Source organism: Vagococcus allomyrinae, from assembly GCF_017829975.1.
Taxonomy (GTDB): domain Bacteria; phylum Bacillota; class Bacilli; order Lactobacillales; family Vagococcaceae; genus Vagococcus_D; species Vagococcus_D allomyrinae.
This window is the reverse complement of record NZ_JAEEGA010000008.1, coordinates 125368-139621: the sequence shown is the minus strand read 5'-3', so window position 1 is coordinate 139621 and position 14254 is coordinate 125368. Positions and strand designations below refer to the sequence as shown.

At 41.6% G+C, this 14254-nt stretch carries 14 protein-coding genes; all 14 read left to right on the top strand.

Annotation, left to right across the window (positions count from 1 at the left end):
* Nucleotides 1-42: 42 nt before the first annotated feature.
* Nucleotides 43-1425 (top strand): dihydropyrimidinase, encoded by a 1383-nt coding sequence (gene hydA, locus I6N95_RS13270; RefSeq protein WP_209528733.1) that lies wholly within the window; start codon nt 43-45, stop codon nt 1423-1425.
* A gap of 90 nt (nt 1426-1515) precedes the next feature.
* On the top strand, nt 1516-2709 hold the full coding sequence (dpaL, locus tag I6N95_RS13265; protein WP_209528731.1) for a diaminopropionate ammonia-lyase: 1194 nt from the start codon (nt 1516-1518) through the stop codon (nt 2707-2709).
* Nucleotides 2710-2713: 4 nt separating this feature from the next.
* Nucleotides 2714-4033, top strand: a complete 1320-nt coding sequence (locus I6N95_RS13260; RefSeq protein ID WP_209528730.1) for a YgeY family selenium metabolism-linked hydrolase — start codon at nt 2714-2716, stop codon at nt 4031-4033.
* A gap of 109 nt (nt 4034-4142) precedes the next feature.
* The gene (ygeW, locus tag I6N95_RS13255; protein ID WP_209528728.1) at nt 4143-5342 is read left to right on the top strand and encodes a knotted carbamoyltransferase YgeW; all 1200 of its coding nucleotides are present in this window, start codon (nt 4143-4145) and stop codon (nt 5340-5342) included.
* A 129-nt stretch (nt 5343-5471) separates the two neighbouring features.
* Nucleotides 5472-6410 (top strand): carbamate kinase, encoded by a 939-nt coding sequence (gene arcC / locus I6N95_RS13250; RefSeq protein ID WP_209528726.1) that lies wholly within the window; start codon nt 5472-5474, stop codon nt 6408-6410.
* A 78-nt stretch (nt 6411-6488) separates the two neighbouring features.
* Nucleotides 6489-6866, top strand: coding sequence for a Rid family detoxifying hydrolase (locus I6N95_RS13245; RefSeq protein ID WP_209528725.1), 378 nt, complete (start codon nt 6489-6491; stop codon nt 6864-6866).
* A gap of 112 nt (nt 6867-6978) precedes the next feature.
* Nucleotides 6979-8298 carry a nucleobase:cation symporter-2 family protein gene (locus I6N95_RS13240; RefSeq protein WP_209528723.1) on the top strand — a complete coding sequence of 440 codons (1320 nt, stop codon included), beginning with the start codon at nt 6979-6981 and terminating at the stop codon, nt 8296-8298.
* 148 nt (nt 8299-8446) lie between these two features.
* Nucleotides 8447-9019: a nucleoside-triphosphatase gene (locus I6N95_RS13235; protein ID WP_209528721.1), complete on the top strand. Its 573-nt coding sequence runs from the start codon at nt 8447-8449 to the stop codon at nt 9017-9019.
* 62 nt (nt 9020-9081) lie between these two features.
* Nucleotides 9082-9462 carry a winged helix-turn-helix domain-containing protein gene (locus I6N95_RS13230; protein WP_347340560.1) on the top strand — a complete coding sequence of 127 codons (381 nt, stop codon included), beginning with the start codon at nt 9082-9084 and terminating at the stop codon, nt 9460-9462.
* Nucleotides 9446-10447, top strand: coding sequence for an XdhC family protein (locus I6N95_RS13225; protein WP_209528719.1), 1002 nt, complete (start codon nt 9446-9448; stop codon nt 10445-10447). The genes I6N95_RS13230 and I6N95_RS13225 overlap by 17 nt, the downstream gene beginning before the upstream one ends.
* Nucleotides 10448-10468: 21 nt before the next feature.
* Entirely contained in the window at nt 10469-11485 is a 1017-nt protein-coding gene (locus I6N95_RS13220; protein ID WP_209528716.1) for a FecCD family ABC transporter permease, read from the top strand.
* Nucleotides 11486-11511: 26 nt separating this feature from the next.
* The gene (locus I6N95_RS13215; protein ID WP_209528715.1) at nt 11512-12291 is read left to right on the top strand and encodes an ABC transporter ATP-binding protein; all 780 of its coding nucleotides are present in this window, start codon (nt 11512-11514) and stop codon (nt 12289-12291) included.
* Complete coding sequence (locus I6N95_RS13210; RefSeq protein WP_209528713.1) at nt 12291-13037, top strand: Rossmann-like domain-containing protein; 747 nt, start codon at nt 12291-12293, stop codon at nt 13035-13037. The genes I6N95_RS13215 and I6N95_RS13210 overlap by 1 nt, the downstream gene beginning before the upstream one ends.
* Entirely contained in the window at nt 13024-14127 is a 1104-nt protein-coding gene (locus I6N95_RS13205; RefSeq protein ID WP_245249491.1) for an ABC transporter substrate-binding protein, read from the top strand. Before I6N95_RS13210 ends, I6N95_RS13205 begins: the two co-directional genes overlap by 14 nt.
* Nucleotides 14128-14254 lie beyond the last annotated feature (127 nt).

Here is a 14254-nt window from a genome sequence, read left to right as displayed (position 1 = left end):
TGATGGAAGTCGGTCAGGAGACGTTTTTGGGAGGCTAGAAAAATGGCAATACTATTAAAAGGTGGCACGATTGTTTCAGCAAGTGGTCGGCGTCAACTTGATTTACGAATGGAAGCAGAGATTATTCAGGAGATTGGCAGCGACCTCGCTGCTAATCCTGGTGATCAGGTGATAGATGTTCAGGGGCAATTTCTTTTACCGGGATTTATTGATGCCCATACTCATTTTGAACTAAATAACGGGGTGACAGATACAGCGGATAATTTCACGACGAGCAGTCGCGGAGCGATTGTTGGTGGGACAACGTCAATCATTGATTTTGCAACACCGGAACGAGGCGGTACGTTGCGTGACTGTTTGGCTGAATGGCATCAAATGGCGGAGAGGAAAACCTCTTGTGATTATAGTTATCACATGTCACTTATCGAATGGAATCAGCAGATTGCCAGTGAAGTTCCGCTGATGATTGAGGAAGGCATTAGTTCTTTTAAGATGTACATGGCCTATGATAATTTGCGAACCTCAGACGGCGCGATTTTTGAAGCGATGTTGGCCATTCGGAAGGAACATGGCATGTTAGGTATTCATTGTGAGAATGGTGACATGGTGAATGAGCTGATCAAAAAATTAGTGGGAGAAGGTCATGTAAGCACTCATTATCATCCCTTATCGCGACCAGATTCTGTCGAAGCAGAGGCAGTTGAACGCTATCTGATGATGGCGGATTTAGCTGGTTTACCGGTGAATATCGTTCATCTGAGTACTCAGCGTTCATTGGAATCAGTGAAGCGCGCTAGAGATCGAGGGCAAAAGGTTTTTGTGGAAACCTGTCCACATTATTTGGTTCTTGATGATCAGTTATACGACGGTCCCGGGTTTGAAGGTGGCAAGTACGTTTGCTCCCCACCGTTAAGGAGTAAAGCAGATCAAGCCTATCTATGGGATAACGTCATCTCAGGGGAGATTGATACTATTTCCACAGACCATTGTAGTTTTAATTTTAAGGGTCAGAAAGAACTAGGGTTACTTGATTTTAGCAAAATTCCCAATGGCTTGCCTGGTGTGGAGACTCGTCCAATTTTGATGTATTCATACGGTGTTGCGACTGGGCGAATAACCTTAGAAAAAATGGTGGCGTTATTATCTGAAAAAATTGCCCGTCAATTTGGGATGTTTCCGCAAAAAGGCATCCTCCAAGTCGGGAGTCAAGCTGATATTGTGGTTTGGAATCCGCAAGGTAAAGGGGTTATTTCGGCTAAAACGCAAGAGCAAGCAGTGGACTACACACCCTTTGAGGGAATGGAAACGGTCGGCTCTCCTCGACAAGTCTATTTGCGAGGTCAGTTAGTGGCTGAAAATGGCAAAGTTATTTTAGGCAATCAAGGGCGTTTTATTCATCGAGGCACAAGTGACTGGACGTGTTAACTGGACTGATTTAGATAAGTCCTTATTGATTTTTAAACAGCTTGATACTTGTTATCAGTTGAACAATATAGAAGTTGGAGGAAGAACTAGTTGGAAAAAATTAAGTGGATTGACAATCAAATGCCAAAAACAGACGATCAACATCTGTCATTAATGGCGAGCGAAAAAATTGAAAAAGCCTTGGAATTTCACCAAAGCTTTCCACAGTATACAGAAACACCTTTAGCCAAGTTAGACCATTTAGCAGAGCACTTAGGTTTAGCATCAGTGTTTGTTAAAGACGAGTCTTATCGTTTTGGCTTAAATGCCTTCAAAGTATTAGGTGGCTCTTTTGCTATGGCCAATTATATCGCTGAAAAACTAGGAAAAGATGTGTCTGAATTAACCTATGATGTGTTAACGTCAGATAGTTTGCGAGATGAATTTGGTCAGGCAACCTTCTTTACGGCAACAGACGGTAACCATGGCCGGGGGGTTGCTTGGGCAGCTAATAAGCTTGGTCAAAAAGCCGTTGTTTTAATGCCGAAGGGAACCACTCAAACCCGCTTGGAAAATATTCAAAAAGAAGGCGCAACTGTTACAATCGAAGAAGTTAACTATGATGAGTGCGTTAGAATGGCCAATGAAATGGCGGAAAACACCCCGAATGGTGTCATGGTTCAAGATACAGCCTGGGAGGGATACGAAAAAATTCCCACATGGATCATGCAAGGGTATGGCACGATGGCTTTAGAAGCCTCAAAAGAATTAGTTGCAGCTGGATGTGATCGACCAACCCATGTTTTTGTTCAAGCGGGCGTTGGTAGTTTAGCTGGTGCTGTAGTTGGTTATTTTGCGAATTTGTATCCTGATAACCCACCGATGATGGTGGTGGTCGAAGCAGAAGCCGCTGATTGTTTGTATCAATCAGCCGTGGCTAAAGATGGTCAGATGCGCTTTGTAGAAGGTGATTTACAAACGATTATGGCTGGTTTAGCTTGTGGCGAACCAAATACGATTTCTTTTGATATTTTAGCCAATCATACTGGCGTGTTTGTGTCTTGTCCAGACTGGGTATCGGAAAAAGGTATGCGAATGTTAGGCGCACCAATTAAAGGGGATCCACAAGTTATTTCTGGTGAATCTGGTGCCGTGGCCATGGGCTTGATGTCAGCTGCCATGGAAGACCCTGCTTATGCCGATTTAAAAACAGCGTTAAAACTCGATCAGCATTCTAATGTTTTGATGTTTTCAACAGAAGGCGATACTGATCCTGATAACTATAAAAAAATTATGTGGAGGTAAAGGAATGGATTTCAAAGCAATTAACGAAGCAGCAGTGAATTATGAGAAAGAGATGACCCAGTTTTTACGAGAGTTAGTTAAGATTCCTGGCGAAAGTGCTGAAGAGGGCAATAAAATGGCTCGGGCACAAGCTGAAATGGAAAAACTAGGTTTCGATAAAATTGAGGTTGACCCTCAAGGAAATTTATTAGGTTATATGGGAACAGGTAAGAAACTAATCGCTTTTGATGGCCATATTGACACGGTCGGAATTGGCGAAATGAAAAACTGGGAATTCGATCCTTACGATGGCTATGAAACCGATGAAGAAATTGGTGGACGAGGCACATCTGACCAAGAAGGTGGGATTGTTTCAGCCATTTATGGCGCGAAAATCATGAAAGACTTAGGGTTACTGAGTGATGAATACACTGCCCTTGTGACGGTAACAGTTCAAGAAGAAGACTGTGACGGCTTATGTTGGGAGTATATCATCAAAGAAGATGGCATTCGTCCAGAATTTGTTGTCTCAACTGAACCAACAGATGGCGGGATTTACCGTGGTCAACGTGGTCGGATGGAAATCTGTGTTGAAGTCAAAGGCGTGTCTTGTCATGGCTCTGCACCAGAACGTGGCGACAATGCCATTTATAAGATGGCGGATATTTTACAGGATGTTCGTGCGTTAAATAACAATGATTGGAAAGAAAGCACCTCTATCAGAGGGTTGGCTCGCATGCTAGAAAAAGAATACAATCCTGAATGGCAAGAAGCGCGTTTCTTAGGCCGTGGAACAGTGACTGCTTCCCAAATTTTCCACTCATCACCAAGTCGTTGTGCTGTTGCTGATGGTTGTCGCGTGTCATTAGACCGTCGGATGACAGCTGGCGAAACTTGGGAAAGCTGCTTAGAAGAGATTCGTCAATTGCCTGCGGTTCAAAAATATGGTGAAGATGTGGTCGTGTCAATGTATCAATACGATCGCCCATCATACACTGGATGTGTTTACCCAATCGAGTGTTACTTCCCAACATGGGTAATTCCAGAGGAGCATGATGTCTCTAAAGCCTTAATGGAAGTTCACCACGGGTTGTATGGTGAAGAGCGCATGGGGTCTAAGACAACGGTTGAGATGCGAAAAGCGCGTCCATTACTTGATAAGTGGACATTCTCAACGAACGGTGTCTCTATTATGGGACGTAACGGTATTCCATGTATTGGCTTTGGACCTGGGGCAGAAGCCCAAGCACATGCGCCAAACGAACGGACTTGGAAGGAAGACTTAGTTCGTTGTGCAGCTGTCTATGCTGCTTTACCAAGTATTTATCTGAAAAATAATAAATAAACAATAGTTGATAAAAGAGGAATGTATTTCTAGCGATTAACAAGTTGGAAATGCTTTCCTGAAAATAGTAAGAGAGAACAAATTAAACTAATTGTTAGGAGCTTAACCAATGACAGATTTAAAACCATTTATTGATAAACTGAATTCATTAGATTTTGACAAGATGTATAACGAGGATTTTCTATTAACCTGGGAGAAAAGTCCAGACGAACTAGAAGCGGTCTTTACGATTGCCGATACGTTACGTCATCTGCGGGAAAACAATGTCTCAACTAAAATTTTTGACAGTGGCTTAGGCATTTCGCTATTCCGCGATAATTCTACGCGAACTCGTTTTAGTTTCGCATCAGCTTGCAACCTATTAGGTTTAGAAGTTCAAGATTTAGATGAAGGCAAGAGCCAAATTTCTCACGGTGAAACCGTTCGGGAAACAGCCAACATGATTTCCTTTATGGCAGATGTTATCGGTATTCGTGATGACATGTATATTGGCAAAGGGAATACTTATATGCGTGAAGTATCAGAAGCGGTTCAAGATGGGAATAAAGAAGGGGTGCTTGAACAACGGCCAACTTTAGTCAACTTACAATGCGATATCGATCATCCAACTCAAGCAATGGCAGATGCCATGCATTTAATTCAAGAGTTTGGTGGCTTGGAAAACTTAAAAGGTAAAAAAATTGCCATGACATGGGCTTATTCACCTTCTTATGGTAAACCATTGTCTGTGCCTCAAGGTATTATTGGCTTGATGACCCGTCTTGGTATGGACGTTGTATTGGCTCATCCAGAAGGCTATGAAGTAATGCCAGAAGTTGAAGAAGTTGCGCGTCAAAATGCGGCTGAATCTGGTGGTAAATTCACTAAAACTAACTCGATGGCAGAAGCCTTTGCTGATGCTGATATCGTTTATCCCAAGAGTTGGGCACCTTTTGCGGCGATGGAAAAACGGACTGAATTATACGGTGATGGCGATCAGGCTGGGATTGACGCATTAGAAAAAGAATTGCTTAAACAAAACCAAGATCATAAAGATTGGGAATGTACAGAAGAGTTGATGAAAACAACGAAGGATGGCAAGGCTCTTTACATGCACTGTTTACCTGCAGATATTACCGGGGTGAGTTGTGAAGAAGGTGAAGTAGAAGCGTCAGTCTTTGATCGTTATCGGACAGAATTATACAAAGAAGCTAGCTATAAACCATATATTATTGCTGCGATGATCTTTTTAAGCAAAGTTAAAAAACCTCAAGAGGTCTTAACAAAATTAGCTGAAGCCAAAACACCTCGCGAACTAGAAAAAGAATAATCTTGTGATCATGGCGTTGACTGCAGTGAAAAAAATAGCCACGGTTGGCGATTATTTGGACATGAAGTAACGCCATGATGACTAATTGGTAAGAATGATGGTGTCAGAAGAACATAAGGAGTTGATAGTTTGGTTAAACGTGTTGTGGTTGCCTTAGGTGGAAATGCCTTAGGTAACAACTTAGTGGAACAAATGAAGGCGGTTAAAGAGACCTCTAAAGCGATTGTAGATTTGATTGAGGCAGGTTACGAAGTGATTTTATCTCATGGTAATGGTCCGCAGGTAGGCATGATTCAGCTAGCTATGGAAGGGTTAAGTATGACAGACTCAGAAAAGTATCCGACAGTTCCTTTATCTGTATGCGTTGCCATGAGCCAGAGTTATGTTGGCTATGATTTACAAAATGCTTTACGTGAAGAACTGTTAAATCGTGGACTGGTTCAACCAGTAGCGACAGTCATCACCCAAGTTGCAGTAGATCCAGCCGATCCGGCATTTAAGACACCAACTAAACCAATTGGTCGCTTTATGGATCAAGCGGAGGCAGAAGCACTAGCTGCTGCAAAGGGGATCCAAATTATGGAAGATGCTGGTCGTGGGTATCGTCAAGTCGTGGCGTCACCAAAACCTCAAGAGATTATTGAGGTTGAAACGATTCAAACATTAGTTAAGGGTGGTCAGACGGTGATTGCCTGTGGTGGCGGTGGTATTCCAATTGTCAAGGAAGGAAACCAATTGAAAGGTGTGGCGGCGGTAATCGATAAAGATTTCTGTAGTGAAGTCTTGGCGGAAGCGGTTGATGCGGATTTGTTAATCATCTTAACAGCTGTTGAGAAGGTGTGTATTAACTATGGACAACCGGATCAAGAAGAATTAAGTGACATCAGTGTTGCTGAAATGGAGGCCCTAGCTGAAGCAGGTCATTTTGCACCCGGTTCGATGTTACCAAAAGTAGAAGCTGCGATTGCTTTTGCCAAATCAAAGCCTGGACGTAAAACTTTGATTACCCTATTAGAGAAGGCTCATGAGGGAATTGTAGGTAAAACAGGTACGACGGTTCAATTGTAAATCAGAGGTAATTGGGAAAAAAATTAAGTTGGAATGAGAAAGAATGAAAGTCAGTAAAAGATAAAGGAGTATCAGACGATGACAAATACCATTATTAACGCAGATCAAGCTCCAGCCGCTGTTGGACCTTATTCACATTCGGTCTTAGCCGATAAAACCTTGTATGTTTCAGGTCAATTAGGACTGAATCCGAATGGTGACATGGGAGAGACGGTGGCTGAACAAACGGATCAAGCCTTAATTAATTTAGGAGAAATTTTAAAGACAGCAGGCTTTTCCTATAATGATATTGTGAAAACAACTATTTTTGTAACAAATATGGGTGATTTTGCCACTGTCAATGATAGTTACGGCCGCTATTTTGAGGCAACGCCACCAGCGCGTTCATGTGTGCAAGTTGGGGCTTTACCGAAAGCTGGTTTAGTTGAAATTGAAGCAGTTGCGGTCAAACAATAAGCGGATACGACATTATCTGATGCCGGTTTACAACGAGATCGCGTCATAGTTTATGATTCGATCAAGTCAAAATGAACAACTGGTTTAAATTTGGATAAGGAGTAAACAAAAGATGAGCGAAAAAAAAGAAGATGCATTGTTTCAATATGACGCCAAACCTCAGCTTTCACAGATTGTGCCAATGGGGTTGCAACATGTTGTGGCAGCAGTAGTCGGGATTGTTACACCGGGAATTATGATTGCCAAGGTGTGTAATTTAAGTCCCAGTGATACAACCTTAATGATACAAACATCGTTAATTTTTTCAGCAATCGCGACATTGATTCAATTGTTTCAGTTATTTGGGAAAATTGGGTCACGCTTGCCAGTGATGATGGGGGCTAGTTTCGCTTATGTGCCGATCTTGATGGCAATTGGCGCGGACTTTGGAATTGCCGCTATTTTTGGGGCACAGCTTGTCGGCAGTGTCGTGGTGATCGTAGTTGGCTTACTAATTAAAAAAATTCGCGTTTTATTTCCGCCATTGGTGACGGGAACAGTTATTTTAAGTATTGGATTGTCCCTTTTTCCAGTAGCGATCAAGTATATGGCTGGTGGAGTAGGCAATGACGACTTTGGTTCGGTTCAAAATTGGGTAGTGGCCTTAATTACCTTTGGCTGCGTCTTTTTCTTTAACTACTTTTCAAAAGGTTTTTTGAAACTATCTTCAATTTTGAATGGTATGGTAGTGGGTTACATTTTATCATTAATTTTGAAGATGGTTGATTTTCAACCGATTAAAGATGCCTCAATTTTTCAAATGATTACCCCCTTACACTTTGGCATGGAATTTAAAGTGGTGCCAATTTTGACATTAGTCGTGATGTTTATCGTCGATTCGGTTCAAGCGATTGGCCAATTTACGGCGACAACGGTTGGGGCGATGGACCGTGAACCGACGGACAAAGAGTTGTCTGGCGGGATTATCGGGAGTGGTACTACGAACTTTTTAGGCAGTTTCTTCGGCTCAGTGCCAGTAGCCACTTTTGGTCAAAATGTGGGATTGGTGTCTGTGACAAAAGTTATCAATAAATATGTCATGGTTTTTGCTTCTGTTTTGTTATTAGTAGCAGGCTTTGTGCCGAAAATCGCGGCAGTCTTAACAACGATTCCTTATGCGGTGATTGGTGGGGCGACGATTTCTGTTTTCGCGACGATTTCCATGACGGGAATCCGCATGATTTGTTCTCAAGAATTATCGCCGACTAACACTGGTGTTGTTGGGTTGTCTCTGGCTTTTGGCGTGGGAACAGCACTTTCAACAGGTAGCTTAAGTGGCTTTCCAGATTGGGTGACAACTATTTTTGGCAATTCAGAAGTCATTTTGACAACTCTTGTAGCGGTACTATTGAATTTGATATTAAATTACCACAAAAAGAAAGAAACATCATAAAGTTGTTTGGCTTCTAAACAGGTTGGAAGTTTAACATATGGCAATCCCACATGATCTCAAAAATTGTGTCCATACAATTGATAGAACATTCCAAGTATCAGGTCTGTGGGTTGCCTTCATAAAAACAGATAGGAAAGCAGATGGTGTGATGAAGTTTTTTTTAGAAGGGCCAAAACTGATTGGTAAATCCACACTGATAAGAGAACAACTTTTAATGACCGATTACCGTGTAGGAGGTTTTTATGTTCAACGATTGTTATCAGAGAATGACCAAGTCATGGGATTTCAGTTACGCTCTGCCGAATCGTTACTATTAAAGACGTCGAGTTATGAATGGACTGAAGAAGCTTGTTTTTTAAGACGAGTGAACGGGCAAATGGTTCCTGACTTAAAGGTTTTTGAAAATGTTGGGCGACACTTGTTGGAACAAGCAGTTAATCAGTCTTTTGATGTAATCTTGTTGGATGAAATTGGTGGCTTAGAGCTACAAGTCCCTGATTTTTATCGGCCTTTGCTTCAGTTGTTAAACAGTTCCCAAAAAATAATAGGTGTGTATAAATCGTTTGAAAACTATCAACAATTAGCAAGGAGACAAAGAGTCAAGGTGACAGCTCAACGGCGTGAGATTGAAAGACTTATCCATGGGTCTTGTTTAACTGTAGACGACCATTTAGATCGCACAACAGCCAAGGTTTCTGACTACTTAAATGGCAGTATCTGACAACTATTTTTTTTATAGGCGTTATCTTTTGTAAGATAACGTTGCGAAAGGAGTGGAATTAAGTGAGTAATGGGTTGAGATATTCCTTAAATTTAAAATTGAAACGTGAAAAGATTTTTTTTGGACCAGGGGTGTACCACTTATTAGCAGGAATTGTTGAAACGGAGTCAATCAATAGAGCGGCCAAACAAATGGGGATGTCATACAATAAAGCATGGCGAATTTTAAATCAAGCTGAGAAAGAGTTGGGATTTAATTTAGTTGAGAAAAATGTAGGAGGCAGCAATGGGGGAGGCACAATTGTGACCCCAGCGGGCAAGCAGTTTATGGAAAAGTTTTTAAGATTTCAAAAGATTATGTACAAGGAAGCGGATAAACACTTTAACGATATTTTTGACGTTTTCATAGAAGGAGGGTCGGGAAACGATGAGGGAACTATTTGAGAAGTTAAGGGGGACCTTGGATAAAGGGGAAGCCGCAGTACTAGTAACCGTTGTTGCTAGTTCTGGTTCGACGCCACGAGGGGCGGGAGCGCGCATGCTAGTCACTCAGTCGGGAGAAAATGTGGGAACGATTGGGGGAGGAGCCATTGAATTTCGGTGTCAACAACTGGCTAAGCAGGTGTTGACTGGTCAGCAAGGGCAGTTGGAGCACTTTATTCTAGCTCCTAATGATGTTGCTGATTTAGGAATGATTTGTGGTGGCAACGCCCATGTGCTATTTCAGTATGTGCCGGCCAATCATCTGATGTTAAACCTTTGTCATGAGGTCTTGTCATTGATTACCAAAAAGGAACCTGCTTGGTTAGTAGCCGAACTTAACAGGACTGTCGGGTTGAGTGTTTATAGTGAAAAGGGCTGGCTGGGAGATGAGTATGGAGAGATTCCCCAAGAGTTAATCCGAAAAGGACAGAAACAAATTGAGATAAGCGGACAAAACTATTTTATTGAACCATTAGTTAATAAAGGCAAAGTCTTTGTTTTTGGGGGAGGGCACGTATCACAAGCACTTGTTCCCGTGTTGGGAACGCTTGATTTCCATTGTGTTGTGGTTGAAGATCGACAAGAGTTTTTAACCGTTGATTTATTTCCAAGTGCCAGTGAGTTAATCACCGCTGATTTGACGGATATAACCAGCAGTTTGACGATTGGGGCAGATGACTATGCATTGGTCATGACCAGAGGGCACCTTTTTGATTATATCTTGCAGGAACAATTATTGCAGAGCCCTGCTCGCTACATTGGTGTGATGGGAAGTCGACGTAAGATTGCGGTTCAAATTGAGAAATTACAGGCTGCCGGTTTTTCAAAAGACCAAATCCAACGAATTACGATGCCTATTGGTTTAGCTATTAAAGCTGAAACCCCTGCTGAATTAGCCATAAGTATTGCCGGGCAATTAATCATGGAAAGAGCTCAGGATGACTAGCTCTAAAAGGAGGGTGGCGAGATGACAGTGGCGGCAAGCAATAAAAAAAGATGGCTGTTAGTTGGATTATTCTGCTTGTTTTTATGTGTCTTTAGCGGGTCCTTCTTTTTAGGGAGATTTCCGATCGGAGTGACTGAGTTTTGTAGGGCTGTCATGAATCATTTCCAATCACCACAAGCTACTAGTGACAATCAAATTGATACGATTCTATTTAACATCAGACTGCCACGAATTATGATGGCAGCGTTGATCGGCGGGGGAATATCTGTGGCCGGGGCAACGTATCAAGCCTTATTTCAAAATCCGATGGTCTCTCAAGATATTTTAGGGGCATCTCAAGGAGCTGCTTTCGGTGCGGCTCTGGCTTTGTTTTTTTCTGCAAGTTATCGAATGGTTATTACTTCCTCATTTATCTTTGGGTTGTTGGCAGTAGTGGTGGTTTTAAGTCTTTGTCGTGTCTTAAGGGCTCATTCAATACTCAACTTTGTATTAGTAGGCATGATGATCGGTTCCCTTTTTTCTTCTGCCGTCTCTTATTTAAAATTAATAGGTGACCCAACCAATACCTTACCCGCCATTACATATTGGCTAATGGGGAGTTTATCGGCAATTAAAATGGAAAATGTCTCTTTTGCAGCACCTTTGATTCTAGGTGGAATGGTGCCAATTTTTCTTTTGCGTTGGCGTCTGAATGTGATTTCTTTGGGAGATGATGTGGCTCAGAGTTTAGGAGTAAACATTTACGTCTTACGACTGATTTTGATTAGTTGTGCTACTTTAATTACGGCAACAGCTGTTTCAGTAAGTGGTCTAATTGGCTGGGTAGGATTAGTAGTGCCCCATTTTTCACGTCTTATTTTAGGTAGTGACCATCGGTGGGGGATTCCAGGAACGGCTTTGATTGGCGCCACATTTTTAGTTGTCGTAGATGACGTTGCTCGGCTTTTAACCACCAGTGAAATACCACTTGGCATATTAACATCATTTATTGGCGCACCGATTTTCATTTTGCTAATAGCTAAAAATAATCGACCGTAAATATGGTTAGAAAGAAGGCGTTTGTCATGTTACGAGTAAGTCATCTTAATTTTTCTTATGGAGATACACCGATTTTAAGAGATATTTCATTTGAATTAGCAGCTAGCCAATCGGTTTGTTTACTCGGAAAAAATGGTGTTGGAAAAAGTACCTTGTTTAAATTATTATTAGGAATAAAACCGTCGGTAGGGTGTGTTTTTTTAGAGGGAAGGGATGTTTCCAAGATGTCTCGTAAAGAAATTGCCGCCATGATTTCATATATTCCGCAAACACAAAAAAGCACACATCAATTCACTGTTTTTGAGATGGTTTTAATGGGAAGAACGGCAAACTTTCAGGCAGTTCGACAGCCGGGGAAAGCCGATTATCAAGTTGTCGAGCAGGCTTTGGAGTTATTATCTATAGGCAGACTCCGCCAGCGTTTGTTTTGTGATCTCAGTGGAGGGGAACAGCAACTAGTCATTATCGCCCGATCAGTTGCTCAAGAAAGCCGCGTGTTTATTATGGATGAACCGTGTGCCAATTTGGATTATAGTAATCAGTTAATGGTTTTAAAGATGATTCGTCGTTTAGTGGCTGAGGGATACTTGATTATTCAAGCAACACACGATCCCAATCACGCCTTACAGTATGCCGATCATGTTTTGCTCTTACAAGAGGGAACCTTAACGGCGAATGACCATCCTGAAGTGGTCTTAACTAGCAAAAATTTAAGTGAGTTGTATCAAGTTCCGATTGAAGTTCACGCCTTGGCAGATCGACGAAAAGTTTGTCTGCCTAGTCAGCAAGATAAGGAGGTTAGCTAATGTGGCAGTTATACGATCAATTAATTGCAGAAATTCCAGATGATATCCGAGTAGAGGTGATTGTTAAAACGCGTCACCGGATCTTGATTTCCAATGGTCAGACTTTAGGAGTGGCCATGCATTATCCCAGCAATGAAGTGACGCCTGATTTACAAACATTTGTTGGTCAACCTTTAGCAGAAGTCGCTCAATTGGTTAAATCATGGAATTTCCAACTGGCTGCTGTTGGGATGGCTGCCATTAATAGTTTTTTTAATCAGTTTCAAAGAGCGGATCAGTTTCAAGTAACCGGTGACAAGGATGTCTTTCAGCAATTGTATAAGCTGCCTACTAAGTTGAAAATTGCCACGATTGGTCACTTTCACTGTTTAAAGCGTTACCCTGATTTACCTCATGACTTGCATGTCTTTGAACTAAATCCTTTAGCTGGTGATTATCCAGCTGTTGCCAGTGAGTTTTTATTGCCAGAAATGGACGTGGTGTTTATTACGGGGTCTACTTTGGTTAATAAGACTTTACCGCGTTTATTAGAACTGAGTACCAATAGTCAAAGGATTTTGGTTGGCCCCTCTTGCCCAATGAGTCCGCTTCTTTTTGACCATGGTGTCGATCAAATTGCCGCGAGTTTATACGAACTGGATTTATTAAAAGAAATTGAACCACTAGATAAAAGTCAATTATCACTTAGTAAAAAAGGAATCCCCATTATACTGCGAAAGAAGGAATGGAAAAATGAAACAAGTTAACAGAATGAAAGGGCTTGTTATTTTATTGGCTCTCGTTGGCGTTATGACAGGTTGTGGCAAGCAGGAAGCAACGGATCAGGCGACGGCTAACTCAAGTCAGTTGAGCCAAAGTGTCGAGACTCGTCAGTTTGTTGATTCGGCCGGACGCGACGTGACAATTCCTGCGACGATAAAAAAAATAGCCCCTTCAGGCACATTAAGTCAAATAGTATTGTATACGAGTTTTCCAGAATTATTGGTTGGTTTGGCCAGTCCCTTTTCAGAAGAGGCGAAGGTTTACGTTGATTCCCAGTATTGGGACTTACCTGAGTTTGGTCAGTTTTATGGCAAAAATTCTAGTTTAAATATGGAAGCTTTGAGTGCCGCAGCACCTGATGTTATCATTGATATTGGTGAATCGAAAAAAACAGTGAAAGAGGACATGGATAATCTGCAAGCACAGTTGAATATTCCCGTTATTTTTATTGAAGCTAATCTAGAAAACATGAGTAGTACCTATGAGCAACTTGGGGAGTTGATTGGCGACACAACGGCAACAGAGCCATTAGCTATTTATAGCCAAAAAGTGATTGATCAGGCATTGACCGTTAAACAGGAGATTTTGGAAGAACAACGAAAAAGTGTTTATCTGGCCTCAGGAACAGTTGGTTTAGATACGAATGCAGAAGGCTCATTTCATGCTCAGGTGATTGAGACCATTGGAGCCAAAAATGCTGCCACTGGAGTTGATGTTGCCTCATCAGGTTCAGGTACGACAGTCAGTATGGAACAAATCATGCAGTGGCAACCGGATTATATTATCACGGAAAGTCCTGATGTGTATAACTTAATTCTTAAGGATCCCACTTGGGCAACCTTAACAGCTGTGAAGGAAAAGCGGGTATACAAAATACCAACAGCTCCCTATAATTTTATGGGATTTCCTCCATCAGTCAATCGCCTAATGGGGATTCAATGGTTGGGGAATTTGGTTTATCCCGAAGAGTATCAATTAGATTTGAATCAGGTGACCAGTGAATTTTATCAATTGTTTTATCATGTAAAGGTAACACCTGAACAAGTCAAAGAAATTTTAACCAATGCTTCCTAAGCGAGGATATAATCAAAGGAACTAAGCCATCAGGTCAGTCTCGGAAAGTGCTAGGGAGATCATTTGCTCTTAGCGCTTTCTGAGTTTTAATTGAAAAATGAGTCATCCGTTTATGGTAAGTTAAAAA